The 24,189-nt window shown below is 67.7% G+C and carries 23 protein-coding genes and 1 pseudogene; 12 read left to right on the top strand and 12 right to left on the bottom strand.

What is annotated here, in order from left to right:
- Positions 1-165 precede the first annotated feature (165 nt).
- Positions 166-1,845, top strand: coding sequence for a helix-turn-helix transcriptional regulator (locus A5779_RS09410; RefSeq protein ID WP_236734708.1), 1,680 nt, complete (start codon positions 166-168; stop codon positions 1,843-1,845).
- On the opposite strand, the gene A5779_RS09405 is transcribed toward A5779_RS09410, so the two are convergent.
- The 3 genes from A5779_RS09405 to A5779_RS09395 all read right to left on the bottom strand — a co-directional run bounded on the left by A5779_RS09405 (position 1,817) and on the right by A5779_RS09395 (position 5,371).
- On the bottom strand, positions 1,817-2,983 hold the full coding sequence (locus A5779_RS09405; RefSeq protein WP_064881145.1) for an ankyrin repeat domain-containing protein: 1,167 nt from the start codon (positions 2,981-2,983) through the stop codon (positions 1,817-1,819). The genes A5779_RS09410 and A5779_RS09405 overlap by 29 nt on opposite strands.
- Positions 2,984-3,137: 154 nt before the next feature.
- Positions 3,138-4,841: a dihydroxy-acid dehydratase gene (gene ilvD / locus A5779_RS09400; RefSeq protein ID WP_064881144.1), complete on the bottom strand. Its 1,704-nt coding sequence runs from the start codon at positions 4,839-4,841 to the stop codon at positions 3,138-3,140.
- A 65-nt stretch (positions 4,842-4,906) separates the two neighbouring features.
- Complete coding sequence (locus A5779_RS09395; RefSeq protein WP_131811620.1) at positions 4,907-5,371, bottom strand: hypothetical protein; 465 nt, start codon at positions 5,369-5,371, stop codon at positions 4,907-4,909.
- Positions 5,372-5,470: 99 nt separating this feature from the next.
- Between A5779_RS09395 and ricR the strand changes: the two genes are divergently transcribed.
- The gene (gene ricR / locus A5779_RS09390; RefSeq protein ID WP_064881149.1) at positions 5,471-5,776 is read left to right on the top strand and encodes a copper-sensing transcriptional repressor RicR; all 306 of its coding nucleotides are present in this window, start codon (positions 5,471-5,473) and stop codon (positions 5,774-5,776) included.
- 2 nt (positions 5,777-5,778) lie between these two features.
- Entirely contained in the window at positions 5,779-6,006 is a 228-nt protein-coding gene (locus A5779_RS09385; RefSeq protein WP_064881142.1) for a hypothetical protein, read from the top strand.
- Here the strand turns inward: A5779_RS09385 and A5779_RS09380 are convergent.
- On the bottom strand, positions 6,003-6,302 hold the full coding sequence (locus A5779_RS09380; protein WP_064881147.1) for an MTH1187 family thiamine-binding protein: 300 nt from the start codon (positions 6,300-6,302) through the stop codon (positions 6,003-6,005). The two genes, A5779_RS09385 and A5779_RS09380, sit on opposite strands and share 4 nt — an antisense overlap.
- 43 nt (positions 6,303-6,345) lie before the next feature.
- Positions 6,346-6,735 carry a PPOX class F420-dependent oxidoreductase gene (locus tag A5779_RS09375; protein WP_064881140.1) on the bottom strand — a complete coding sequence of 130 codons (390 nt, stop codon included), beginning with the start codon at positions 6,733-6,735 and terminating at the stop codon, positions 6,346-6,348.
- A 64-nt stretch (positions 6,736-6,799) separates the two neighbouring features.
- Between A5779_RS09375 and A5779_RS09370 the strand changes: the two genes are divergently transcribed.
- Positions 6,800-8,047: an MFS transporter gene (locus tag A5779_RS09370; RefSeq protein WP_064881137.1), complete on the top strand. Its 1,248-nt coding sequence runs from the start codon at positions 6,800-6,802 to the stop codon at positions 8,045-8,047.
- A gap of 142 nt (positions 8,048-8,189) precedes the next feature.
- The gene (locus A5779_RS09365) at positions 8,190-9,209 is read left to right on the top strand and encodes a L,D-transpeptidase (protein ID WP_064881135.1); all 1,020 of its coding nucleotides are present in this window, start codon (positions 8,190-8,192) and stop codon (positions 9,207-9,209) included.
- A 77-nt stretch (positions 9,210-9,286) separates the two neighbouring features.
- Here A5779_RS09365 and A5779_RS09360 read toward each other — a convergent pair whose 3' ends face one another.
- Positions 9,287-11,275 (bottom strand): M13 family metallopeptidase, encoded by a 1,989-nt coding sequence (locus A5779_RS09360; RefSeq protein ID WP_064881133.1) that lies wholly within the window; start codon positions 11,273-11,275, stop codon positions 9,287-9,289.
- Positions 11,276-11,340: 65 nt separating this feature from the next.
- On the opposite strand from A5779_RS09360, the gene A5779_RS09355 reads away from it, so the two are divergent.
- On the top strand, positions 11,341-11,958 hold the full coding sequence (locus tag A5779_RS09355; protein WP_055121009.1) for a hypothetical protein: 618 nt from the start codon (positions 11,341-11,343) through the stop codon (positions 11,956-11,958).
- Positions 11,955-12,644 carry a hypothetical protein gene (locus A5779_RS09350; RefSeq protein ID WP_064881131.1) on the top strand — a complete coding sequence of 230 codons (690 nt, stop codon included), beginning with the start codon at positions 11,955-11,957 and terminating at the stop codon, positions 12,642-12,644. The genes A5779_RS09355 and A5779_RS09350 overlap by 4 nt, the downstream gene beginning before the upstream one ends.
- Before the next feature lie 43 nt (positions 12,645-12,687).
- On the opposite strand, the pseudogene A5779_RS09345 reads toward A5779_RS09350, so the two are convergent.
- Together A5779_RS09345 and A5779_RS09340 are read right to left on the bottom strand one after the other, a co-directional pair.
- Positions 12,688-13,128, bottom strand: a pseudogene (locus A5779_RS09345) (hypothetical protein); the annotation flags it as partial.
- A gap of 452 nt (positions 13,129-13,580) precedes the next feature.
- Complete coding sequence (locus A5779_RS09340) at positions 13,581-16,439, bottom strand: MMPL family transporter (protein WP_064881127.1); 2,859 nt, start codon at positions 16,437-16,439, stop codon at positions 13,581-13,583.
- A 270-nt stretch (positions 16,440-16,709) separates the two neighbouring features.
- Between A5779_RS09340 and A5779_RS09335 the strand changes: the two genes are divergently transcribed.
- From A5779_RS09335 to A5779_RS09320, 4 genes are all read left to right on the top strand, one after another.
- Complete coding sequence (locus tag A5779_RS09335; RefSeq protein ID WP_064881125.1) at positions 16,710-17,267, top strand: hemophore; 558 nt, start codon at positions 16,710-16,712, stop codon at positions 17,265-17,267.
- Between the two features lie 168 nt (positions 17,268-17,435).
- A complete protein-coding gene (locus A5779_RS09330; RefSeq protein WP_019346133.1) occupies positions 17,436-17,819 on the top strand; it encodes a heme-binding protein in 384 nt (127 codons plus the stop codon).
- Between the two features lie 76 nt (positions 17,820-17,895).
- The gene (locus A5779_RS09325; RefSeq protein ID WP_167769574.1) at positions 17,896-18,564 is read left to right on the top strand and encodes a response regulator transcription factor; all 669 of its coding nucleotides are present in this window, start codon (positions 17,896-17,898) and stop codon (positions 18,562-18,564) included.
- Positions 18,565-18,619: 55 nt separating this feature from the next.
- Positions 18,620-19,966: a HAMP domain-containing sensor histidine kinase gene (locus A5779_RS09320; protein ID WP_064881123.1), complete on the top strand. Its 1,347-nt coding sequence runs from the start codon at positions 18,620-18,622 to the stop codon at positions 19,964-19,966.
- On the opposite strand, the gene A5779_RS09315 is transcribed toward A5779_RS09320, so the two are convergent.
- From A5779_RS09315 to A5779_RS09305, 3 genes are read right to left on the bottom strand one after another with little or no spacing between them, the layout of a single operon-like run.
- Positions 19,954-20,319 (bottom strand): DUF3054 domain-containing protein, encoded by a 366-nt coding sequence (locus A5779_RS09315; protein WP_064881121.1) that lies wholly within the window; start codon positions 20,317-20,319, stop codon positions 19,954-19,956. The genes A5779_RS09320 and A5779_RS09315 overlap by 13 nt on opposite strands.
- The gene (locus A5779_RS09310; RefSeq protein WP_064881119.1) at positions 20,306-21,505 is read right to left on the bottom strand and encodes a M23 family metallopeptidase; all 1,200 of its coding nucleotides are present in this window, start codon (positions 21,503-21,505) and stop codon (positions 20,306-20,308) included. The genes A5779_RS09315 and A5779_RS09310 overlap by 14 nt, the downstream gene beginning before the upstream one ends.
- Before the next feature lie 8 nt (positions 21,506-21,513).
- Positions 21,514-22,701, bottom strand: coding sequence for a lysylphosphatidylglycerol synthase transmembrane domain-containing protein (locus A5779_RS09305; RefSeq protein ID WP_064881117.1), 1,188 nt, complete (start codon positions 22,699-22,701; stop codon positions 21,514-21,516).
- A gap of 72 nt (positions 22,702-22,773) precedes the next feature.
- On the opposite strand from A5779_RS09305, the gene A5779_RS09300 reads away from it, so the two are divergent.
- Positions 22,774-23,910 carry an AI-2E family transporter gene (locus tag A5779_RS09300; protein ID WP_064881115.1) on the top strand — a complete coding sequence of 379 codons (1,137 nt, stop codon included), beginning with the start codon at positions 22,774-22,776 and terminating at the stop codon, positions 23,908-23,910.
- Positions 23,911-23,982: 72 nt separating this feature from the next.
- Here the strand turns inward: A5779_RS09300 and A5779_RS34275 are convergent.
- A partial coding sequence (locus A5779_RS34275; protein ID WP_131811619.1) for a hypothetical protein occupies positions 23,983-24,189 on the bottom strand: 207 nt, incomplete at its 5' end.

Raw genomic sequence — 24,189 nt, 5'->3', positions numbered from 1 at the left:
CGGTGCACGCATATCTCCGTCGGCCTCCGACTCCAGCCGCCGCGCGAGTTTCCCCCGGATCCTCGACAGGTGCATCTCCCCGGCTGTCGCCCTGCGCAATTCGCCGTACAACGGATGCGCGAGGGTCGCCACCAGTCCGCGCCCGGAGCGGTCGACCCTGACCAGATGCACCTGTCGAGGATCCGGGGGAAACTCGCGCGGCGGCTGGAGTCGGAGGCCGACGGAGATATGCGGGCGACGGTCCGCCGCGCGTTGCTGGCCCTGCACTCCGACCTGCCGCCGGATCCGGAGCTCTACCTCACGGCCGCCCGCTGCGCTGCCGTCCTGCTCGACCCTGATGCCGCCGACCGATTCGCCACTGCCGCAGCCGAATGCGGTGCACCGGAGGCGGCGCCCATGCGGGCCATGACGCTGATCCTGCTGAGCCGGGGTGAGGAGGCCGAGGCCGTACTGCGGGACATCAGCGCCGACGGCCGTCCGGACAGCCACCACTGGGCGACGGTGCGGGCGGCCAACCTGGCGTGGCTACTCAGCAGACCGCGCGATGCCGGTGACATATTGGAAAAGCTTTCCGGCACAGTAGAATCCGATGAGCAGCGGATGGAACGGCTGGCCATGCAGGCCTGTGTCGATGCCGTGCTCGGCCACTGTGTGAGCGCGGAGAAGAATGCCAGGACCGCCCTGGAATCGGACGGACTTCCCGATCTACACGCGATGATGGCCTCGATTGCCTTGATGATGGCGTTCGGCGCGCTCGGACATGTCGAAGAGATCAACGACGTCGCGGAGCGGGCCATCGAACGGGCCACCTCGTCGTTCGAATCGTCGCCCATGCGGTTCTGGCTCGGCGCAGTCCACGCCCGTGCCTGCCGGTTGACCGGCGGTATCGACAGCATCACGGCGATGGCGGCCCGGCTCGACGAATCGGCGCGTGACATGCCCGGCTTGGTGTACGCCAACCTCGCCCACCTGCTGGGCCACGCCGAACTGGTGCGCGCCGATCTCGGTGCCGCCGTCAAACATCTGCACGAGGCTTACGCCGGTGCCGAGACACACGAGATCACCACGGGTTTGCGGGTTGCCAGCTGTTTCTCGCTGGCTGAGGCGCACGCCAAGCTCGGCCAGACCGCCGCGGCGGAGGAGGCACTGGCCTGCGCCGAGCGGCGGGTGCCCGACGACTACGTATTCATGAACACCGCGATGTCGGTGGCCACCGGGTGGACGTTGGCGGCCGGCGGTGCACTGACCGATGCCATCGATGTGGTCCGCGCAGCGGGACGCGATGCCGGGCAACGCGAGCAGCCGACCCATGAACTGCTGTGTCTGCAGACGGCCGCCCAGTGGGGCGACACCACCGGTGCGGCGCGCGCACGCGAGCTGGCCGACACGTTGAAACTGCCGCTCGCCCAAACGGTGGCCGGTCATATCGAGGCACTCGCAGCCGATGACGGTGCCGGATTGCTCACCGCCGCAAAGGAATACCGGGCTCTCGGTGACCGGGCCACCGCCGCCGACGCGATGGCGCAGGCCGCGGTCGCGTTCGGCCGCCACGGGCAGGGCAAGCGCAGTGCCTACGCCGCCGCGCTGGCCCAGGAGGGCGCCGACGAATGTGGCGGGCTGTGTACTCCGGCGCTGCGCAACCCCGCCGGACAGCCGCTGACCGGAAGGCAGCGCGAGATCGTCGAACTCGTCGTCGCGGGGCTGAGCAACAAGCAGATCGCCGGACGGCTGGTCATGTCGGTGCGCAGCGTCGAAGGCCATCTGTACCGGGCCTGTCAGCGGGTGGGCGTCAGCTCACGCGAGGAACTCGCCGCGATCATCCGGCGGGGTCCGAAGGGGCTGTGACGACGCCTCTGAGCAGATCTGCCGCCTCGGTCTGGTAGGCATGCTCGGCCCAATCCAGTGGTGTGGAGCCGAATCTGCGGTCGGTGATGGTCGCGTCGGCGCCGGCGTCGAGGAGTCGTCGGATCAGTTCGAGATCACCGGACCAGGCGGCCTGGTGCAGGGGCGTCGCGCCGTCGTCGTCGAAAACGTTCGGATCGTCGGGGAACACCGGGACGACGACGCGCACCCCGGATACGTCGATACCGTGCCGGGCCAGCAGGTCGAGCCGGCCGGTGAAGCCATGCTCGGCGGCCCAGCCGATCTGGCGGCTCCACATCTCGGCACGAGTTTCCATGGCCTCGCCCAGCCTCAGCTCCCACGGGCTCGGTCCGGCCTCGGCCAGGCCGCGGGCGAACAACAGTTCCAGATGGGAATCGTCGGCGCGGAACATCCGGTTGTACAGCGTCTGTTGGTCGGCCGGATGTGCGCCGCGATCGAGCAGAAGCGTGGCCAGCTCGGGTGCGAAGCGATGCCGGGGTTGACGACGCGGACCCTGTTCCCCCTCGCCGAACACACCCGTGAGCACCGTGAAGGGCGTCGACATCCCGCACCAGAGGTACCCGGCATTCGGATCGGCGCCGGCGTCGAGCAGCAGTGTCGCGCTGCTGAGGACGTCATCGGCGCTGCGGCCCAACGGAACCCGCGAATAGCACAGGTACATCAACGGAACCCAGCCGAACGGTCCGCCGCTGGTGTTCGCGAGCGCCGGGCGGTTCGTCAGATGCTGTGCCAGCGCGGCCGGATCCGCAGCCGAAGCTGCAGCCCAGATGTGTTCGTCGACCAGATTCCGGTCGGAGCCGAGCAGCTTCGCAGCGGCCTGCCACCGGGGCGGAGCATCGGTTTCGTTGTAGCGCAATGATGCCCACGAACAGAAGCGATCGGCGGTGTCGAGGTTGTTCTCGTCGAGCGCGCCTGGGTCGATGCTGAGCTCGGCCGCGTCACGAAGATAGTGCACGAGTCTGGGCCAGCTGCTGAAACCGTAGGCGCGGGCGACGGTCAGCTGCGCCTGGTGCAGCGGGATGCGATTCGCGCGCTGCAGCCTGCGGGCTTCATCGCGGAGGTGCTCGATCGAGGGGTTGCTCGGCAGACGGCTGGCCATGACGGCCTCCTCTCAGACGCCCGCGTCCGCGAATCGGGCTGAGAAGAGGTCGGTCACAGAGCAACTCAACGAGCAGGGAGGCTTGGCCTCTTCGAGCGGACGTCGGGCGTTCCTGCACGCCCGACGTCACGCTACCACTGAGCTTTGCCGGGGCCTACGTGCAGACGGCGCCGACGGCGGCGGACTGGACCAACTTGGTGTACTTCGCCAGGACGCCGGTGGTGTAGGTCGGGGGAAGCGGCTGCCAGCCGTCCTTGCGGCCGGCGAGTTCGGCCTCGTCGACCAGGATGTCGAGTGTGCCGTTGGCGACGTCGAGCCGGATCCGGTCACCGTCGCGGACGAACGCGATCGGCCCACCGTCGACGGCCTCCGGAGCGATGTGCCCGACACACAGGCCGGTCGTCCCGCCGGAGAACCGGCCGTCGGTCATCAGCAGCACGTCCTTGCCCAGCCCGGCGCCCTTGATCGCGCCGGTGATGGCCAGCATCTCGCGCATACCCGGTCCGCCCTTGGGGCCCTCGTAGCGGATGACCACGACGTCGCCGTGAGTGATGGTGCCGTCCTCGAGCGCGTCCAGTGCGGCCCGCTCGCGCTCGAAAACCCTTGCGGTGCCCTCGAAAACATCGGATTCGAACCCCGCGGACTTCACCACGGCACCCTCTGGGGCGAGCGATCCGTGCAGGATCGTGATGCCGCCGGTCGGGTGGATCGGGTTGTTCATCGCACGCAGCACCTTGCCGTCGGGGTCCGGCGGCGCGATGTGGGCCAGGTTCTCGGCCATGGTCTTACCCGTCACGGTCAGGCAGTCGCCGTGCAGCAGACCGGCATCCAGCAGTGCGCGCATGACCACCGGCACGCCGCCGATCTCGTCGACGTCCTTCATCACGTGGCGGCCAAAGGGTTTCACGTCGGCCAGGTGCGGCACCTTGTTGCCGATGCGGGTGAAGTCGGCCAGGGTCAGCTCCACCTCGGCCTCACGTGCGATCGCCAGCAGGTGCAGCACCGCGTTGGTGGACCCGCCGAACGCCATCACGACCGCGATGGCGTTCTCGAAGGCTTCCTTGGTCAGGATGTCGCGCGCGGTGATGCCGCGGCGCAGCATCTCGACGACGGCCTCACCCGACTTACGGGCGAACTCGCCGCGCCGCTTGTCCACGGCCACCGGAGATGCGCTGCCCGGCAACGACATTCCGAGCGCCTCGGCTGCCGACGCCATGGTGTTCGCGGTGTACATGCCGCCACAGGCGCCCTCGCCCGGGCAGATGGCGCGCTCGATGATGTCGACGTCCTCCCGCGACATCAGCCCGCGCACGCACGCCCCGACGGCCTCGAAGGCGTCGATGATGGTGACTTCCTTCTCGGTGCCGTCGGTGAGCTTGGCGACACCCGGCATGATCGAGCCGTTGTAGAAGAACACCGAGGCCAGATCCAGGCGGGCCGCGGCCATCAGCATGCCCGGGATCGACTTGTCGCAGCCGGCCAGCAGCACGGAACCGTCAAGGCGTTCGGCCTGCATCACGGTCTCGACGCTGTCGGCGATCACCTCACGGGAGACCAGCGAGAAGTGCATCCCCTCGTGGCCCATCGAGATGCCGTCGGACACCGAGATGGTGCCGAACTCCAGCGGGTAGCCGCCGGCCTCGTGCACACCGGCCTTGACGTCCTGAGCGAGCCGCTGCAGCGACATGTTGCACGGGGTGATCTCGTTCCATGACGAGCCGACGCCGATCTGCGGCTTGACCCAGTCGTCGTCGCCCATCCCTACCGCGCGGAGCATTCCGCGGGCTGCGGCCTTCTCCAGGCCGTCGGTGACGTCGCGGCTGCGGGGCTTGATGTCGGGCTGGTCGGAGGAAGACATGCAGGTAAGTATGCCCCCGGGTTAGTTAGCCGCCCAAATTCTTTAGCGTGCCCGAGCGGCGCAGGTCAGCCGGTCCACTCGGTGGCCTTGACGGTCAGGTCGAGCCCCATGAGGAACCCGATCACGGTGCACACGATCGACACCAACGGCCACACCCACAGCCAGCGGCGGGTGAAGAAGACCATGACGATGCTGCCGGCGAATCCGGCGAGCAGGCCGCCGCCGATCCAGCCGAAGATCGTCGGATAGACCTGATCGTCATAAGGGGTCGGGCCGCAGGTGGCGTGGCAGGTATCGGTCGACATCGCGAAGAACAACGACAGCCATGCGGCGGCGGCCGCACCGAGCACCGCGACAATCCACAGCGCCACGGCGAGAACCACGCTGACCACGGTGACCGTGGTGCCGACCGCAGATTTCCGGCGGGCAGCCGGGGCCACGGGATATGGGGCCGGCTGGGCGGGCGGGTACCCCGGTGCGGGATACACCGGCGGCTGGCCGTGGTGCCCAGGCCAGGGTGGCATCGTCATCGGAGTCAGCGTATCGGCCGAGCGCCGGGTTGTTTTGCAGCATTTCTCCCGGCCAAACGGACGTGCATACCCCGGTGGGGTACCGGTATGATGGGGTTCATGGACGTGGCTGACGGCTCGGGCGCACATGGCTACTCGGCGCAGAAGGAGAACTACGCCAAGCGGCTGCGCCGGATCGAAGGCCAGGTCCGGGGCATCGCCAAGATGATCGACGAGGACAAGTACTGCATCGACGTGCTCACCCAGATCAGCGCCGTCAACAGCGCTCTGCAATCCGTGGCCCTGGGTCTGCTCGACGAGCACCTCGGGCATTGTGTGACGCAGGCGGTCTCCGAGGGCGGTGACCAGGCAGAGGCCAAGCTGGCCGAGGCATCGGCTGCCATCGCCCGCCTGGTCCGCTCCTGACCGTGCTGATCCTCAAGCTCGCACTCGTCGCCTTCATCGTGGCGGCAGTGGTGTTCATCGTCGTCACGGGCATCCGGCGGTGGCGCAAGGATCCGGACCTGGTCGACCTGAGCGAGGCGTACGCGGCGCGATACGGAGCGCCGATGGCAGGCAACTGGACCCCGCCGATCGAGGACAACGTCCAGATCGTGGCCGAGGAGCCGTTCGACGGCAACCGGGAACCGCGCTAGCCGCCCAGCGCCTGCTCGATCTGCTCGACCTTCGCAGCGAGCTGCCCGGTGTATCCGGGCCGGATGTCGGCCTTCAACACCAGGCTGACCCGCGGGGACACCGCCGCGACGACCTCCACGGCCTGTTTCACCACGGCCATCACCTCGTCCCATTCACCTTCGACGTTCGTGAACATGGCGTTGGTCTCGTTGGGCAGGCCTGAGGCCCGCACCACCCGCACGGCCTCGGCCACCGCGGCGCTGACACTTCCGGACTCGTCCCCGCCGGCGGGGCTGATGCTGAACGCGACAATCACAGTGTCGATTGTGCGCGGACTCACGACACCGGTCGAACTCCGATCAGTGCTTGCTGAACAGCGTCGGGCGGACCGCCAGGATCACCCGGTCCGCGGCGTCGGGCGGCACCTCGTTCAGTGATCCGCTGCAGCGGTCGTTGAGGGCCAGGAAGACCGCCGCCGTCGGGTCGGGCACGATCTCGTCCACCACGCCGCGCACCTCCAGGTAGCGGTACGGGTTGTCCGGATCGTGGATCGACATGGCCACCTCGGGATGCGCCGTCACGTTGCGGTACTTCTGGCGCTTGGTGGTGTGGGTGAAGCGCAGGTACGTGCCATCCCACTCGAACCACATCGGATTGACCTGCACGGTGCCATCGGGCCTGGTGGTGGCCAGATGGCCGAACAACGGCCTCGTCAACAGGTCTTCATATCCATCGGGCACTGCAACCACTGTGGATCCTCTCGGGTCGGCAACCACGCACGGCAACGTTATGGCACTACCGTGGCATCCCAGAATGACCTTCAGCGTCACCGGCGAATCGCTTTCCGCCCACACCAGCCCGTGGACACCGCGTGTTGCCACGCAACTCGCCGTTCTCGCGGCGGCGGCGTTCATCTACGTCACCGCCGAGATGCTCCCGGTCGGTGCCCTGCCGGCGATCGCCACCGACCTCCGGGTCAGTGAGGGCCTGGTTGCCACACTGATGGCCAGTTACGCCCTGGTCGCCGCACTCACCACGGTCGCGCTGGTCCGGCTGACGGCACGCTGGCCGCGACGCCGGACCTTGGTCGCCACCCTGGTGTGCCTGACCGTCTCGCAGGTGATCTCGGCGCTCGCCCCGAACTTCGCGGTGCTGGCCGGTGGGCGGGTGCTGTGCGCGCTGGCCCATGGACTGATGTGGTCGGTGATCGCACCGATCGGTGCCCGGTTGGTCCCGGCCAGTCACGCCGGCCGGGCCACCGCGGCGGTCTATGTCGGCACCGGTCTGGCCCTGGTCGTGGGCAACCCACTCGCCGCGGCGATGAGCGAAATGTGGGGCTGGCGGCTTGCCGTGGTGGTGATCGCCGTGGCTGCGGCGGTGGTGGCGCTGGCCGCATGGACGACGCTGCCACCGCTTGCGCCCGGGGCCGGCTCGACCGCGGTCGGTGGCGCGGGGCAGGGACGCCGACGAAACCGGCGTCTGCTCATCCTGTCCACCGTGACGATGATCGGTGTCACCGGGCACTTCATCGCCTTCACCTTCATCGTGGTGATCATCCGCGACGTGGTCGGGATCCACGGCCCACATCTGGCCTGGCTGCTCGCGGCGTTCGGGGTCGCGGGTCTGGCCGGGATGGCCGCAATGGCCCGGCCGTTGGACCTGTGGCCGAAGGCGTCGGTGCTGGGGTGCCTCACGGTGCTGGCCGCCGCGCTGCTGACGCTGTCGGTACTGGCCGTCGAGCACGACCCAGGTCGGGTGGCTCTGGTGCTCGGTGCGCTGGCCATCGTGGCCTGGGGCGCCGCCTCCACAGCGTTGCCGCCGATGCTGCAGGCCTCGGCGATGCGTACCTCTCCGGAGGACCCCGACCGAGCCTCCGGCCTGTATGTCGCGGCCTTCCAGATCGGCATCATGGGCGGTGCGCTGATCGGCGGCGGGATCTATGACCACGGCGGAGCGGCGCCGACAGTGGCCGCGGCTGCGGCCCTGATCATCGTTTCGATGTGTGGCGTCGCGTCGTCCCGCGGCGTATTCGTAGTTTCCTGCCCCACCACGGAGAAGTAACGCGAGCACGCTCACAGTCGATAAACACCGCAGTTCAGCGCCGTGCAGTCGGTCGCTGTCGGGGGATGGCACCTTCTCGCGGCGGTAGCTGGTCATGGTGCTGTGAGAGACTGGAGCGAGTTGTGCTGTCTGGAGGTTACTCATGCCGAAATCGGCAAAACGTCGACTGATCACTGCTTTCATGGCTGCGGGGCTGTTCGGTGGGCTGGTGCTCAGCCCGTCCGCATACGCAGACCCCGAGGCGCCGCCGGCGCCCGTCGACCCCGCTGTTCCGGGCCCCCCGCCCGGCGCGTACATCCCGCCGCTGCCTGCCGACCCGGCAGCTCCGGCCGCCGTCGCCCCGGGCGCTCCGTCGACGCCCGCGCCGATCGTCAACTACGGCTCCCCGACCGTCCCGTTCACCGAGGGCAACGCGCCCGGGCAGAGCTCCGAGCCGTTCACCGGCGAAGCACCGTTCCTGCCGCCGTCGTTCAACCCGGTCAACGGGTCGATGGTCGGCGTCGCCAAGCCCATCTACATCAACTTCCAACGGCCGATCGCCAACCGGCAGATGGCCCAGGACGCCATTCGGATCACCTCGAACCCGCCGGTGGCAGGCCGCTTCTACTGGGTCACCGACACCCAGCTGCGCTGGCGCCCGCAGGACTTCTGGCCGTCCAACACCGTGGTGAACATCGACGCGGCCGGCACCAAGTCGAGCTTCCGGGTCGGCGACTACCTGGTGGCGACGGTCGACGACAAGGCCCACCAGATGGAGATCATGCGCAACGGGAAGCTGGAGAAGACCTTCCCGGTGTCGATGGGCAAGCCCGACGGCAAGCATGAGACCAAGAACGGCACCTACTACGTGCTGGAGAAGTTCCCTGACATCGTCATGGACTCATCCACCTACGGTGTGCCGGTGGACTCCAAGGAGGGCTACAAGCTCAAGGTGAAGGACGCTGTCCGCATCGACAACAGCGGCGTCTTCGTGCACAGCGCGCCGTGGTCGGTCGCCCAGCAGGGCCGGAGCAACGTCAGCCACGGTTGCATCAACCTCAGCGCCGAGAACGCCAAGTGGTTCTACGACAACTTCGGCAGCGGCGACCCGGTCGTGATCAAGAACACCGGTGGCGGCTGGTACAACACGCCTGACGGTGCCTCCGACTGGCAGATGTTCTAACACCTGCCTGCCGAGCAGACACAAAACTGCCCCTTTTCAATTGAAAAGGGGCAGTTTTGCGTCTGCTCGCGGGTACGTCAGTTCCAGATCCGGACCCGCTGGTCCGGCTCGAGGTACAGCTCGTCGGAGTCGGCCACGTCGAATTCCTCGTAGAAGGAGTCGATGTTGCGAATGACGCCGTTGCAGCGGAACTCCGGCGGTGAGTGAGGATCCACGGCCAGGCGCCGGATCGCCTCGGCGTCACGAGATTTGGTCCGCCACACCTGTGCCCAGCCGAAGTAGACGCGCTGCACGCCGGTGAGTCCGTCGATCACCGGGGCCTCCTGGCCCTTCAGTGACAGCTGGTAGGCCAGCAGCGCGATGGACAGCCCGCCGAGGTCGCCGATGTTCTCCCCGACGGTGAACGCGCCGTTCACATGGTGCGAGCCATCGAGTCCGCGCGGCGTGAACTGCTCGTACTGGTCGATCAAAGCCTTTGTGCGGACCCCGAATTCGGCGCGATCGGCATCGGTCCACCAGTCCACCAGGTTGCCGTCACCGTCGTACTTGGCGCCCTGGTCGTCGAAACCGTGGCCGATCTCGTGCCCGATGACCGCGCCGATCCCGCCGTAGTTGGCGGCGTCGTCGGCCTCGGCGTCGAAGAACGGCGGCTGCAGAATGGCTGCGGGAAAGACGATTTCGTTCATTCCCGGGTTGTAGTAGGCGTTGACCGTCTGCGGCGTCATGAACCACTCGTCGCGGTCCACCGGCCCACCCAGCTTGGCCAGTTCGCGGTCGGAGTTCACCACGTGGCCCCGGCGGTAGTTGCCGTACAGGTCGTCGCGCTCGACCACCAGCGCCGAGTAGTCGCGCCAGCGGGCCGGATACCCGATCTTGGGGGTGAACTTGTCGAGCTTCACCAGCGCCTTGGCCCTGGTCTCCGGCGTCATCCAGTCCAACTCGTTGATGCTGACCCGGTAGGCCTCGCGCAGGTTGGCCACCAGCTCGTCCATCCGGGCCTTGGCCTCCGGCGGGAAGTACTGCTGGACGTAGAGCTTGCCCAGCGCATCGCCCATCAGGCCCTCCACCAGAGAGACGCCGCGCTTCCACCGGTCGCGGTTCTGCTCGGTGCCGCTGAGGGTGCGGCCGTAGAAATCGAAGTTCTCGGCCACCAGGTCGTCGGTCAGCAGGCCGGCGCGCGAATGGATGACGCGCCAGCGGGTCCAGGCCTTCCAGTCCTCAAGATCCTCGCTCGCCCACAGCGCGGCGAACGCCGTCACGTAGTCGGGCTGACGCAGCACCAACTCGGAGACCTTCTCGGGGGTGGTGCCGAGGGCGCCGAGCCAGCCGGTCCAGTCGAAGCCGGGGGCGTCGCCGGACAGGTCGGCGAAGGTGCGCAGGTTGTAGGTGAGGTCGGCGTCGCGGCGCTTGACCACATCCCAGTGGGCCGCGGCCAGTTTGGATTCGAGCGCGACGATCCGGGCCGCGGTCTCGGTCTGTGCCTCCGCGGTGTCTGCGCCGTAGACCAGCGTGAACATCCGGGCGATGTGGCCGGGGTAGGCCGCCAGGATCTCGGCGTGTTGCTCGTCGCGGTAGTAGGACTCGTCGGGCAGCCCGAGGCCGGACTGGCTCATGTGCAGCAGGTAGCGCGTCGAGTCCTTGGAATCGGTGTCCACATATACGCCGGCTCCACCGGAAACCCCGGTGCGCTCCAGGCCGCCCAGCACCGAGGCCAGCGCATTGCTGTCGGCCGCGCCGTCGATCAGGGCGAGCTCGGCCAGCAGCGGTGCCAGGCCGCGCGTGGCGATGGTCTGCTCGTCCATGAAGCTGGCGTACAGATCGCCGATCCGCTGCTCGTCGGTGCCGGGCTCGGCGCCGGACGCTGCTGCCTGGGTGATCAGATCGCGGATCTGTTCCTCGGCGCGGTCGTGCAGGAGCCGGAAGGCGCCATCGGTGGCGCGGTCGGCAGGTATCTCGTAGTCGGTCAGCCAACGGCCGTTGACGTGGCCGAACAGATCGTCTTGCGGGCGTGCCTGCGGGTCGACATGGCTCAGGTCGATACCCGACTTGATCGCTTCTACCGTCACCCCGACATTCTTCCAGACGGCTGCGGGTGCGCTGGGACGGTTCGGCTGCCGGTACCCTCACGGCCATGCCCGAGGCGCCGAGCAAGGACAGCAAGGTCAGCAAGGACAGTACCGGCGATCATTCCGGCGGTGTCTTCACCGGCTTCGGCTTCGCCTCGGCGGTCGCGGGCCTGATCGCCGTCGCCGCGGTGGTCCTGGCCGCGATGGTGTGGACCGGCCATCGCAGTGAAGCCGACGAACGCGCGTACCAGACCCGGGTGCTTCGGGCGGCCGCCGACTGGACCAACATCCTGATCAACATCAACAAGGACTCCGTCGAGGCCGGTATGCAGAAGCTGCGCGAGGGCACGGTCGGTCAGCTCAACGCTGACTTCGATGCGGCCGTGCAGCCCTACCGCGATCTGGTGCAGCGGCTGCAGGCCCGCACCACCGGCCAGATCGACTCGGTGGCCATCGAATCGCTGTACCACCCGCCGCCGGGCCCGGACGGTCGGCCGGTGCCCGCGCCCAAGCCGGAGCTCGCAGGGATGGTGTCGCGCACCGACACCGTGCTCGTGGTGGCCACCTCGGTCAGTGAGAACGCCGGCAGCGACAAGCCACAGACCGTGCGCTGGAACCTGCGGCTGGACGTCTCCGACGTCGACGGCAACCTGATGGTCTCGCGGTTGGAGCCGATCCGATGAGGAACCGATTGCGTGTCCTGGCGTTCGATATCGCCGCCCCGCTGGCCGCCATCGCGGCGGTGCTCTACATCGGGCTGGCGCTGTCCTGGCCGCTGTGGTGGGTGTCGCTGTGCTCGGTGCTGTGCCTGCTGATCGTGCAGGGCGTCATCGTCAACGTCGTGCTGGCCCGGCGCGACGGCGTGACACTGGGCACCGATGACGATGCCCCCGGGCTGCGTCTCGCAGTCGCGGGCGTGGCAGCCGCCGCCGTGGTGGCCGCGGTGACGGTGGGGTACCTGCGCTGGACGGTGCCCGACCGCACCTTCAACAACGACCGTGACGAGGTGGTGCGCATCGCCAGCAGCGTCTCGGAGGCCACCGCCACGTTCAGCCCGCAGAGCCCGACCTCCTCGATCGACCGCGCGACGGCGATGATGTCGCCGGATGAGGCTCAGCAGTTCAAGAACGAATTCGCCAATGTCGCAAAGGAATTGGCGAGCAAGAACGTGTCCGCCACAGCGGCCACCGTTTCAGCCGGGGTGGAGGCGCTCGGCCCGCAGGTGGCCAGTGTGGCCGTGGTGCTGCGCGGAACCCAGAGTGCTCCGGGCAAACCCACCGACAATGCGGTCATGGCGCTGCGGGTGGCCTTGAGCAAGAGCGACGGGCGTTGGCTCGTCGAGAATGTCACCCCGCTGCACTCCCGCTGAGCCTCAGCGAACCGTCAGGGCGAAGTGGCCCAACCGACCCGGGCTACTTCGCCTGACGCTGCGCGGAGAGCTTGGCGAACCGGTCCGAGAGGCGCTGCATGCGCAGCAGCAGCGAGGCCGGCGGACTGGTGGTGCCCTCCAGATAGTCGGCGAAGGACTCGTTCGATATCCCGATGCGCGAGGCGAACTCGGGTGCCTGCAGTTCGGACCGGCGAAGCATGGCCTGGATCTGGTGGGCCACCTCGGCGCGCTCGGTGGCTTCCAGGTGCTCACGGGTGCGCACCAGGACCTCCGACAGCGCCTTGGACACCCCGTAGGGGCGGGCGGTCTGCAGCACTTCCTCGACCTGACGGGCAGTGCGGCCGTAGGGGTCACGCTTGATCGCAGCGACGATGCGCTGCCAGACCGCCATGTCGTCGGTCTCCAGGGCGGCACGGATCGCCGCGGTCGGCCAGTACTCGACCGGCCGGTCGTCGAAGGCGGGCTGACGCTGCTGCGGCGCGGCCTGGCCCTGACGCGGTGGTCGTGGCTGTGCCGGCTGCTGTGAGCGCTGTACCGGTGTGCGTGACGTCTGCGTTCCTTGTCCCTTGGTGTCGTGCCCAGGAGTGCGTTGCTCCTGTTTCCGTTGTACCTGGGTGGACGCATTCTGGGAGCGTTGTGCCGAACTGCGTTGCCCGGAAGTGCGTGACGCGGTATCGCGCTGTGATGTCGAGCGCGGAGCCGAAGCGTCGCGTTGAGCGGATGCGGGTCGTTGAGTCGACGCCGGTCGCTGGGCGTTGGCACGTTGCGTGGTGGTGCGTTGGGCCGAGGCGCGCGGCGCGGCGGTGCGTTGGGCCTGCGGTCCCTGGGGGCGTCGAGCGGACGATTGAACCGGCTGAATCTCGTCGCGACGCGCAATCCGCGCATCCCTCGGTTCCCGGACGTCGGGGGCCAACGTCACTTCGCCTCCTCCAGCATCGCTACCGCAACTGACAGGCAGCGCTGCCTGACCTTCTCCCATTCGGCAGCTGCATCCGGGTCCGACATCGCGAACTCGTGTTCATCGGACGGTTGCGGGTCGGCCAGCCGCCGCACCAGCTGCGTGGCCACCCATCTGCTCTTCGGGTTCTGCCCACAGTAATACCGGTCCATGCCCGACAACACCAGAGCTGCGGTCTCGGTTTCCATCGACTCGACAAGATCAGCAAACTCTTCGAAGTCCTTGGTGCTGTTACGACACATCACCAGATAACTTTTCAGCCGCAGCGTTTCGGCGCCGGTCGGGATCTGCAGCCGATCCCCCGTCGGCAGTTGCACATTGGTGGTCTCGACGGGGCCAAGGCGTTCCATCGGTGCCCGCTGCGCGTCCGCCTCGGCCTCGAGCGCGTCCACGGCTACCGACAGCCTGCCCCGCCACATCGTCACTGGATGCACGCCGGGGCAGCGCTTCGGTCCGCCCGGCCGCCGCGCCGCCAGCCGCGCAGACGGTTTGCCGCAGCCGCTGAAGGCCAGCGGATCGGTGACGATGATCGTCTGTGGGGCAAGATGTTTCATCCGGGCGGCAGTTCGGACCATCATGCGCAGGTCTGATCCGCTCGGGCCCAGCGCGGAAATGTCGTCGGGGATGATCACCAGATCCGTGACCTCAACCTTGGGCAACGGTTTCTCGAAGTCCACCTCGGGCAGCAGCTTGTCCAGCCAGTGCGGCAGCCACCAGTTCCACTCGTCGAACATGGCCATCAGGGCGGGCACGAGGATCAGCCGGACCACGGTCGCGTCGACCGCGATGGCCACCGCGCAGGCGACGCCCAGCTGGGCCACCAGCGGCATGCCGGCAAAAGCGAACCCGATGAACACGGCGATCATGATCAACGCGGCACTGGTGATGGTGCGCGCGCTGGTGCTGACCCCGTAGGCGACCGCGTCACGGGTGCTGTTGGTCTGGAGGAACCGCTCCCGAATCCGGGTGAGCAAAAAGATCTCGTAGTCCATCGACAGGCCGAAGGTCATCGCCAGCACCAATGGCGGAACGGTGCTGTCGAGTGAGCTGATCTTCTCGAAGCCCAGCTCCTCGAACCAGCCCCACTGGAAGACGACCACCAGGCTGCCGTAGGCCGCGGCCACCGACAGCACCGTCATCAGCACACCCTTGAGCGCCAGGAACACCGACCGGATCGACACCAACAACATCACGAAGGCGATGAGCGCGACGAACAGGAAGACCAGCGGCTGGGTGCTCGACACCCGGTCGTCGAAGTCCTTGATCAGCGCGGTGGGACCGCCGACGTCGATCCGTGCGTTCGACCCGGCCGCCGCCGGCAGGTTGTCCCGCATCCAGTCGACGGCCTCGCGCGCGGCCAGGTCTTCCGGATCGACCGCCAGCACAGCAGACAGCAGAGCGCTGGTGTTGTTGTCGGCGAACACGGGGGGCTGCACGTTGACCACGTTGGGCGCCTTGGTCATCTCCTGGCGAACGGCGTCGAGCGCGGCGGTGCCCTTGGGTCCGTCGGCGGTTCCCTCGGGGAATGTCACCAGCACGCGCACCGGGCCCAGCGCGCCGGGACCCAGAGCGTCGGCGGCCGCGTTGACCCCGCCGCGGATCTCGTGGGTGGGCTCGAACTGGCGTTGCATGCTGTTGCCCAGCACCATGCCGAACGCCGGCGCCGCCAGGATCAGCAGCAGGATCGTCGCCCCGACGGCCGAGGCCCACGGGCGCCGCATCACCGCGCCGGTCCAGCGGGTCCAGAACCGCGACTGGGTGGCCTCGGCGCGACGCGACCAGTGCAGGTACGACGAGCGCTTGGCCGCCGCCTGGCCGAAGGTCGCCAGCACCGCCGGGGTCAGTGTGGTGGAGGTCAGGACCGCGACCGAGACGGCCAGGATCGCGCCGGTCGCCATCGACACCAGCACCGGGGTGTTGATGATGTAGATGCCGGTGACCGAGGCGATCACGGTGAGGCCCGACAGGGCCACCGCCAGACCGGAGGTGGCCATCGCGGCGTCGACCGCATCGGCCGGGTCGCGGCCGGCGCGCAATTCCTCGCGGTACCGCATCAGGATGAACAGCGAGTAGTCGATGGCCAGGGCGATGCCGAACATCGACACCGTCGAGGTGACGAACACGCTCATCTGCGTGTACATCGACAGCAGATAGACCAGGCCCATGGTGACCACGACCGTGCAGATACCGAGCACCAGCGGCAGCGCCGCGGCGGCCAGCGAGCCGAACACCGCCAACAGCACGATCAACACGATCGGCAGGTTCCACTTCTCGGCGGCGGCGATGTCGTGCTTGGTTGCCTGGGTGGCGGCCGCGCCGAGGGCACCCTGCCCGATGACGTAGAACTTGACCTTGCCGTTCTCGCTCTCACCGGGGTCTTCGCCGTGCACCCCGACCTTCTGGCGCAGCTGTTTGGCCACGTCCACCGCACCGGTGTTGTTGAAGTCCAGCTGCAGGGTGATGACGTAGGGCCGATCCGGCTGCGGGGCGGGCTGTTGCGGATTCGGGACGATCTTGACGCTGGGCACCTGGCCCGCGATCTTCTCCAGCGTGGCCACCGCGGCGTTCATGTCCTGGAACGAGGCGTCCGCGCGGGGAGAGGCGATCAGGGCAAGCGGGGACGCGCCCTGATCCGGGAAATGTTCCTCGAGCTGCCGCTGGACGTGGAGCGACTGTGAACCCTCGACGTCGAAACCGCCGCCGGTCAGATTGGACGACTGGTTGATCGCGAGGTAGATCGAGGGCACCAGAAGCAACAACCATGTCGCGAAAACCGCCCAGCGGAATCTGCGCAGATAGCTGCTCAAGCGCATCATGAACTGCTGGATGCGAGGTCCCCGCTTTCTCCCCCCGACGTGGCTGGGCGTGTCCTGGCTTGTGTCAGCCAGAGCGTACCTCTAGAGGTGTAATGTGGCCCGCTCTCTGCGGGTTCTGAGATCGCCCTGAGACTTCTCACAGCAATATCCACAGCTGGCCCCGATAGCGTTACGTCACCGTCGCTAACAGAACAGCGCTGTCCGGCGACATAGCCAAAGACGACCCCGGCTGACGTGTGCGCCGGGGCCCACGCTGAAGGAGTTCTCCCAGTGCAACCGACCAACGGTGGATTGCGCCGCTCGCTGGCCGTCGCGTTCGCGGCGATCGCGGCAGGCGGTGCGACGGCGGCCGCGCTCATGGTCCCGTCGGCCACGGCTGCGAGCGATCCGTGCGCGGCCAGTGAGGTCGCCCGAACCGCGGGCGGGGTGGCCACCAACATCGGCAACTACCTCGATACCCATCCGCAGACCAACCAGGCTCTGACCACCATCAGTCAGCAGCAGGGCGGAGCGCAGTCGATCGCGGCGCTCAAGACCTACTTCGATGCCAACCCGCAGGCTGCCAAGGACATCCAGCAGTTGCAGCAGCCCCTGACCGTCCTGGGAGCGCGTTGCAAGTTGCCGGTCACGCTGCCGCAGCTGATGGGGCTGGTGCAGGCCACCCAATCACAGACCGGGGCAGCCACTAGTGGTTTGCCGGGGGCGCTGCCCTCGGCGCAGAACGTCGGAGTGCCCGGCGTCGCGATGCCTGCGCAATCTCCTGCGGCCTCGGCCGTCCGACCGGGCTCCGGTCCGCTTCCGGGACCCGCGACGGCCTCGACGCGCTAGCTCCTCCGTCGTCGCGTCGCGGCGGCGACACCGTTGAGCTGCGGGTTCGCGGCCCGGCGTGACGGTTTGCGCACAAGGCAGGAAAGTCGTCACGGATTCTGCTTAGCTTTCTTGAGCCGATAACCGTTTGGGGTTACGGCCTTCCCCATCCGATGAAGGAGCTTGACCATGTTGCTCTCGGCCCGAAATGCGCGGCGCGTGGTAGCTGGCGTGGCCGGCGCCGGCGCTGTAGCCGGTGCGATGCTGTTCGGCGCCATCCCGTCGGCGCTTGCCGACGACCCGGCGAACAACCCTCCCAACTGCAGCGCAGCCGATCTGGCAGGCGTGGCTTCGGGCGTATCGGCATCGACTTCGGCCTACCTGTTCACCCATCCCGATGTGAACAACTTCTTCACCAGCCTGGAAGGCCTGCCGCGCGAGGAGGTCAAGACCAAGGTGCACGACTACCTCGAAGCAAACCCGCAGACCAAGGCCGAGCTGACCGGTATCCGCCAGCCGCTGGTAGACCTGAAGAACCGCTGCGGCGAAGCTCCGGCTCCCTCCATCCCGTAACCGAGTGCGGGTGGAAGCTACCCCCGCCAGCGGCGAAGGACACGTGACACCCGAGAGCGTGAACCGCACGGTGCTGATGGTCGACGACGACCCGGATGTGCGCACTTCGGTGGCCCGCGGATTGCGGCATTCGGGGTTCGACGTCCGGGTCGCGGCGTCCGGCAAGGAGGCACTGCGCCTGTTGTCGAACGAGTCGCACGACGCGCTCGTTCTCGACGTCCAGATGCCGGAACTCGACGGCGTCGCCGTGGTCACCGCCCTGCGGGCACTGGGTAACGAGATCCCCATCTGCGTGTTGTCGGCGCGTGACACGGTCAACGACCGCATCGCGGGACTGGAAGCCGGTGCGGACGACTACCTGACGAAACCGTTCGACCTCGGTGAACTCGTGGCACGTCTCAACGCGTTGTTGCGTCGGGCGAGCCACACCGACCGTCCGTCGGACACCATGACCGTCGGGGCGTTGACCATCGACACCGCGCGGCGGTTGGTGTTCGTCGGCGGCGATCGTGTCGACCTGACCAAGCGGGAGTTCGATCTGCTGGCCGTGTTGGCGGAGAACACCGGCGTGGTCCTGTCCCGGCAGCGACTCCTCGAGCTGGTCTGGGGATACGACTTCGACGTGGATACCAACGTGGCCGACGTGTTCATCTCGTATCTGCGGCGCAAGCTCGAGCGCCCCGATGTGCCCCGGGTGATCCATACCGTCCGGGGGATCGGGTACGTGCTGCGGGAAGATGCCTGAGGGCCAGATGATCGATTCGGTGGGGGAACCAGATGCCGTGAGGAACCAGCAGTAGGTGCGGATCTTCGGCTTCATCCGTTCCGCGTCGCTGCGCACCAGGGTCGCGGTGGCCTCGGCGCTGGCCGCCGCGGCGGTCGTCGCGGTGTTCACCATCCTGACGTCAGTGGTGTTGGCAAACAATGACTCTGCGCAGTTGGACCGCAGGCTCGATTCGATCGTCGACGCCAGCATCAACCCCGAGCACCTCCAGGATCCGACGCGTGGCGTGTTGACCACCGGCCGGTCGCGTTCAACGGGGCAGGTGGTGTTCCAGCGGGGCTTCCAGTTGCCCGAGCTGCCGCCGGGAACCGAGACCGTCGAGGTCAACGGCGTCGATTACCGGGTTCGCACCGTCCACGTGGACCAGCACGGCGGAGTGTTGATGTCCATCGGTATCCGTGCCGACAGTATCTTGTTGAGCCCCAACAGGATTCCGCTGTACAGCGCGTTCGGTGTGGCCACCGTCCTGGTGGCCGGTGGGTTGGGCTGGCTGTTGGCGGGTCCGGCCATCAGACCGCTGCGCAAGCTCACCGAGCACACCTCGAAACTGGACAGCGGCACCGACACGATGCCGAAGGTGCGCGGCGTACGGGAGGCCGAGGACCTGTCGGAGGCCATGGCGGGCATGCTCACCCGGCTGGCTGCCGCGCAGCGCGCCACCACCAATTCCCTTCAGGCGGCACAGGATTTCGCCGCCAACGCCGCACACGAACTGCGCACCCCCCTGACCGCGATGCGCGCAGATCTCGACACCCTGCGAATCCACAACCTGCCAGAGTCCGAGCGTGACGAGGTGGTCGCCGATCTTTCCAGGGCACAACGCCGGGTCGAGGCGATCATCACCGCGCTGGGGCAGCTCGCCTCGGGCCAACTTGCCCAGGCCGAGGACCGCGAACTGATCGACATCGCCGATCTGCTCGACCGGGTGGTCAGAGAGAACGCCCGGGGCAGCGAGCATGTCCGGATCGACGTCCACGTCGCCGACGACATCGGCCTGGTGATGGGCTGGCCCGGCGGGCTGCGCATCGCGGTGGACAACCTGGTGCGCAATGCGGTTGTCCACGGCGAGGCCACCCGGATCGTGCTGACCGCGCACCGCGACAGCGAGTTCCTGGTCATCACGGTCGACGACAACGGGCGCGGGCTACCGGTCGAGGAGCACCAGACCGTCCTGGGCAGATTCCGACGGGGCAGCACCGTGATGGCAGGCGGCTCCGGGCTGGGCCTGGCGCTGGTGGCCCAACAGGCTCAGTTGCACGGCGGCGAGATCACGTTGTCCGACGGACCTCTCGGTGGTCTGCGGGCCAGGTTGACCGTGGCCATGTCGGGCTCATCGACTGGGAACGCGGCTCAGGCGGATTGACGGCGCCGCAGCCCGGCCGCCACCGCGCGCCAGCCCAACAGCAGCAGCGCGGTCGTCAGGGACGCGACGATGATGAAGCTGACGGCCACGCCGGCGGAGGTCAGTTTGCGCAGCACCATGCCGACCACCACCGTGCTGATCCACACCACGATCCCGGTGGGCGCCAACGACGTCGGCCGCTGCCAGCCGCGGGAGAGCAACCAACCAACCACGGTGCCGGTCAGAAACGGCCACGCGGTCTCGGCTACACCGGCCACCGTGAGGCCCTCGGCGTGGCTACGCCGGCCGATGGTGCAGAACGCCACCACACAGATGAGGTCGACCAGGAAGGCCGTGCCGCTAGCTCGTCGCATAGGTCATCACATCCAGTACCAGTGGGCTGACGTCGGTTTGGTCACGCTCGGCGAAGCCCGGTTGCCGTGCGGCGGGCTTCCCGTCGAAGAGTGCGTCGGCGGCGCTCAGCGAGGTGAGCCGGGAATCCAGCCGGAACGATTTGAAGGTAAATGGTAAGCCATTGGACGCCAACGGATCCGGCCCGTCCATCACATGGAAGTGCAGATGCGGCGCATCGGAGTTGCCGGAGTTGCCCAGGGCGCCGATGACCTGCCCGGTGCTGAGTTTGTCACCGGGCTTGACCTTGAGGCTGTTCGGCTGCAGATGCGCGTAGAAGGCGTAGTTGCCGTCACCGATGTCCTGCACGATGTGGTTGCCGCCGTACTGCTGCAGGGTCAGACCCTTCGGCGTGACACCGGGAACCTGCTCGTTGAGGCCGTCGAGCACCGCCACCACCGGCCCGTCGGCGACCGCGTGGATCTCCGAGCCGAAATACGGGTAGCTCGCCACCTTCGCCCGGTCCCCGGCGAAGATCCGGCCGTCGGCGCCGAGTTGCACGTAGTCGATCGCGAATCGCTCAGCCGCCCAGACTTTTCCGTTGATCGGGTTGAGCGCCATGCGGTGCGGCGTCATATCACAGCAACTGTTGGCGTCGACCCAGTTGTCGCCGGTCAGCGGCGGGGAGATGGACACCGGCTTGCGGGTCTGCACCGACACGGGCGCCACGGATTCGGTCAGGGTGGGCGGGACAAGTGGCGGCATCGGTTTGGCCACGGTGATCCCGAGTTCGTGGGTGAGCTCGGTGGGCACCTGCGTCGGATCGTCGGCGATCACGTCCAGCCACACGTAGGCACTCTGCCCGGGGCCGAGCACATTGGTTCCGACAGCGGAGTTACCCACGGCCCTGGTCCAGTATTTGAGGCTGTCGCCGGACAGGGTCAGCAGCTTGCGGTCGCCGGTCGCGGTGCTCAGTGAATTGAGGGTGACGACGCCCGGCGAGGTGTTGGTCAGCATCAACTCGTAGGCCAGGTGGGTACGGCCATCGGTGGCCGCCACCGGGACCGGTTCGGCCAGAACCGATCCCACCACCGGGGTGACCACCGGCGGCGGAGTGGTGGTCGTGGGCGACTCCGACTGCGGAGTCTCCGCCGACGAGCACCCGGCGAGGGTCAGCACGAGCACCGCGATCGGATACCGGATTCGCATGACGTCTCCTAGCGCTCGGATTCGGGTTTTGGGCAGTCGGGATCCTGTGGCTGTATCGGTGGCCCGCCGGCGTCTGGCTGGATTGCCGGCCCGCCGGCGTCTTGCCGCATTGCCGGCCCGCCGGCGCTTTGCCGCATTGCCGGCCCGCCGGCGTCCGGATCGATGTCCTTCTCCGTGCGGAACATGAAGAAGAACACCACCCAGCCGATCGTGGAGATGAAGATCCAGCTGACCAGGCGGTAGATGAGCATCGCCGAGATGGCCGAGGCCAGCGTCATTCCGGAGGAGACCAGACCCGGCACCAGAACGGCCTCCACCACCAGCAGGCCGCCCGGCATCAACGGGATGGACCCCACGGCCCGGGCCGCGGCGTAGGCGACGGTGACCCCGGCCAGCGACGGATGACCGCCTGCGGCGTAGCACGCGAAAGCCAGGCAGGCCACGTCGGCGACCCAGTTGAACATCGACCAACTGAACGCCACCGCGAGATCCCGCCGGCCCAGACTGACCGACTCGAGTTGCTGCAGGATTTCGCGCCACTTGGCCAGCCCGGTGTTGGCCGGCTTGCCGCGCAACGAGTTCACCCACGACAACACCTTGGCGCCGATGCCGTCGATCAATTCCGGTCTGGTCGCCACCGCCTGGGCCAGCAGGATGATCGCCAGAAACGCGCCGAGCGAAAAGATCAGTGACAGGGGGTTTTTGCTGGCACCCAGCATGAGCGCCCCACCGAGGCCCAGCAGCGCCAGGCCGACGATCTGCAGCACCCCCGACATCACCAGCTGCCACGAGGCCACCAGCGGTGAGGCGCCCCAGATGCGTTGTTGGCGATAGACGAACGTCGCGGAGAGCACCGGGCCGCCGGGCATGGTGGTGGACAGCGCGTTGCCGGCGTAGAACGCGGCCTCCGAGCGCCATTGCCTGACGGGCACCCCGGCCGAGCGCAGCAACGTCCGCTGGATCTGGGCGAAGCTGTGCATCGAGGCCATCGCGGCGCCCACTGCCGCCAGCACCCACCACCCGTTTGCGGTGAGCAGGCTGCGCCAGGCCTTCGCCAGTTGGTCCCAGACCAGGGTCACTTCGACGGCGAGCACCGTCACCGCGAGTGCGATGACCACCCAGCGCACCCACCAGTACTTGCCGCGCGTGGAGCCGGCCCGGTCCCGGGCTGTGTCGGCCGGCGCGTCCTGTGACACGCCCTACAGGGTAACCGCGCTGGTCGCGACGACCTCACCGGTTACGGCGGCGCGCCGCATTACGCTACCGACATGGCACTGGACCCTGTTGCTGATGAGGCCGTTACGCCGTTCGTCCGGAAGGTCGCGGCGTGGTCATGGCGTCTGTTGGTCATCCTGGCGGCCGTGGTGGCGCTGCTGTGGCTGATCAAACACCTAGAGGTGATCGTGGTGCCGGTGGCACTGGCCACCATGGTCGCGGCGTTGCTGCTGCCCGCGGTCGACTTCATGGACCGCCGGGGAGCCCCGCGCGGTGCTGCCGTCGCCCTGGTGTTGCTCGCGAGTTTCGCGGTGGTGGGCGGCATCCTGAGCTTCGTCATCTCCCAATTCATCGAGGGCGCACCGCAACTCGTCGAACAGGTGACCCGAAGCATCGACGGGCTGCGCAACTGGCTGATCAACGGTCCGCTGCAGCTGAGCAAGGAGCAGATCGACCAGGCCGGCAACACCGCGATCGAGGCGCTGCAACGCAACCAGGAGAAACTCACCACCGGGGCGTTGTCCACCGCGGGCACTCTCACCGAGCTGCTCACCGGCGCGCTGTTGGTGTTGTTCACGCTGATTTTCCTGCTGCAGGGCGGGCGCAGCATCTTCGCGTTCGTCACCAAGGTGTTCCCGGGCCATGTGCGTGAACGGGTCCAGGACGCCGGGCGGGCCGGTTTTCACTCGCTGGGCGGCTACATGCGAGCCACGTTCCTGGTGGCCCTCGTCGATGCGGTCGGCATCGGCACCGGCCTGGCGATCATGGGTATCCCATTGGCGCTGCCACTGGCCTCGCTGGTTTTCATGGGCGCGTTCATCCCGCTGGTCGGTGCGGTGGTCGCCGGATTCCTGGCGGTGGTGGTGGCACTGCTGGCCAAGGGGTTTGTCTACGCCCTGATCACGCTCGGGCTGATCATCGCGGTGCAGCAGCTGGAGGGACATGTGCTGCAACCGCTGGTGATGGGCCGTGCGGTGTCGATCCACCCGCTGGCGGTGGTGTTGGCCATCGCGGGCGGCGGTGTCCTGGCCGGCATTGTCGGTGCCCTGCTCGCGGTGCCCACGGTGGCGTTCATCAACAGCGCGACGCGGGTGCTGCTGGCCGACGACCCCGACGCCGAGCAGGCCAGGCAGGAGGAAGCCGAAGGGACGGTGGTTGCGGTGCCGCCGCCGGACGACCCGGGGGATTAGCGCCGAACGTCGGCCTGTGGTCGAGATTCGGGTGAATCGACGAACACAGGCCGACGTTCGATCAGCGAGCTCTTACAGGCGGCCTTCACGGCGCAACAGATCCTGCGCACTCATCCCGCCGCCGCGACGCGGAGGTTCGTCGTCGTGTGGGTTGAACTTCTGGGTCGACGGATCCTGATCACGTTGGCGCGGCGCCGGGACCGGCGCAGTGGGTGAAATGGCTCGGCGGAGAACAGATGCCCGACGGCGTGGTGCCGATGGGATCGCAGCCGGCTGATC

This window comes from Mycolicibacterium peregrinum, assembly GCF_001665625.1.
Classification (GTDB): domain Bacteria; phylum Actinomycetota; class Actinomycetes; order Mycobacteriales; family Mycobacteriaceae; genus Mycobacterium; species Mycobacterium peregrinum_B.
The sequence above is the reverse complement of the archived record's forward strand: the minus strand, read 5'-3'. Positions and strand labels throughout refer to the sequence as shown.

Excerpts from the sequence above, each read along its gene's own strand:
- A5779_RS09410 (WP_236734708.1), top strand. The coding sequence starts at position 166 with ATGCACCTGTCGAGGATCCGGGGGAAACTCGCGCGGCGGCTGGAGTCG.
- A5779_RS09405 (WP_064881145.1), bottom strand. The coding sequence starts at position 2,983 with ATGGCCAGCCGTCTGCCGAGCAACCCCTCGATCGAGCACCTCCGCGAT.
- ilvD (WP_064881144.1), bottom strand. The coding sequence starts at position 4,841 with ATGTCTTCCTCCGACCAGCCCGACATCAAGCCCCGCAGCCGCGACGTC.
- A5779_RS09395 (WP_131811620.1), bottom strand. The coding sequence starts at position 5,371 with ATGACGATGCCACCCTGGCCTGGGCACCACGGCCAGCCGCCGGTGTAT.
- ricR (WP_064881149.1), top strand. The coding sequence starts at position 5,471 with ATGGACGTGGCTGACGGCTCGGGCGCACATGGCTACTCGGCGCAGAAG.
- A5779_RS09370 (WP_064881137.1), top strand. The coding sequence starts at position 6,800 with ATGACCTTCAGCGTCACCGGCGAATCGCTTTCCGCCCACACCAGCCCG.
- A5779_RS09365 (WP_064881135.1), top strand. The coding sequence starts at position 8,190 with ATGCCGAAATCGGCAAAACGTCGACTGATCACTGCTTTCATGGCTGCG.
- A5779_RS09355 (WP_055121009.1), top strand. The coding sequence starts at position 11,341 with ATGCCCGAGGCGCCGAGCAAGGACAGCAAGGTCAGCAAGGACAGTACC.
- A5779_RS09350 (WP_064881131.1), top strand. The coding sequence starts at position 11,955 with ATGAGGAACCGATTGCGTGTCCTGGCGTTCGATATCGCCGCCCCGCTG.
- A5779_RS09340 (WP_064881127.1), bottom strand. The coding sequence starts at position 16,439 with ATGATGCGCTTGAGCAGCTATCTGCGCAGATTCCGCTGGGCGGTTTTC.
- A5779_RS09330 (WP_019346133.1), top strand. The coding sequence starts at position 17,436 with ATGTTGCTCTCGGCCCGAAATGCGCGGCGCGTGGTAGCTGGCGTGGCC.
- A5779_RS09325 (WP_167769574.1), top strand. The coding sequence starts at position 17,896 with ATGGTCGACGACGACCCGGATGTGCGCACTTCGGTGGCCCGCGGATTG.
- A5779_RS09315 (WP_064881121.1), bottom strand. The coding sequence starts at position 20,319 with ATGCGACGAGCTAGCGGCACGGCCTTCCTGGTCGACCTCATCTGTGTG.
- A5779_RS09310 (WP_064881119.1), bottom strand. The coding sequence starts at position 21,505 with ATGCGAATCCGGTATCCGATCGCGGTGCTCGTGCTGACCCTCGCCGGG.
- A5779_RS09300 (WP_064881115.1), top strand. The coding sequence starts at position 22,774 with ATGGCACTGGACCCTGTTGCTGATGAGGCCGTTACGCCGTTCGTCCGG.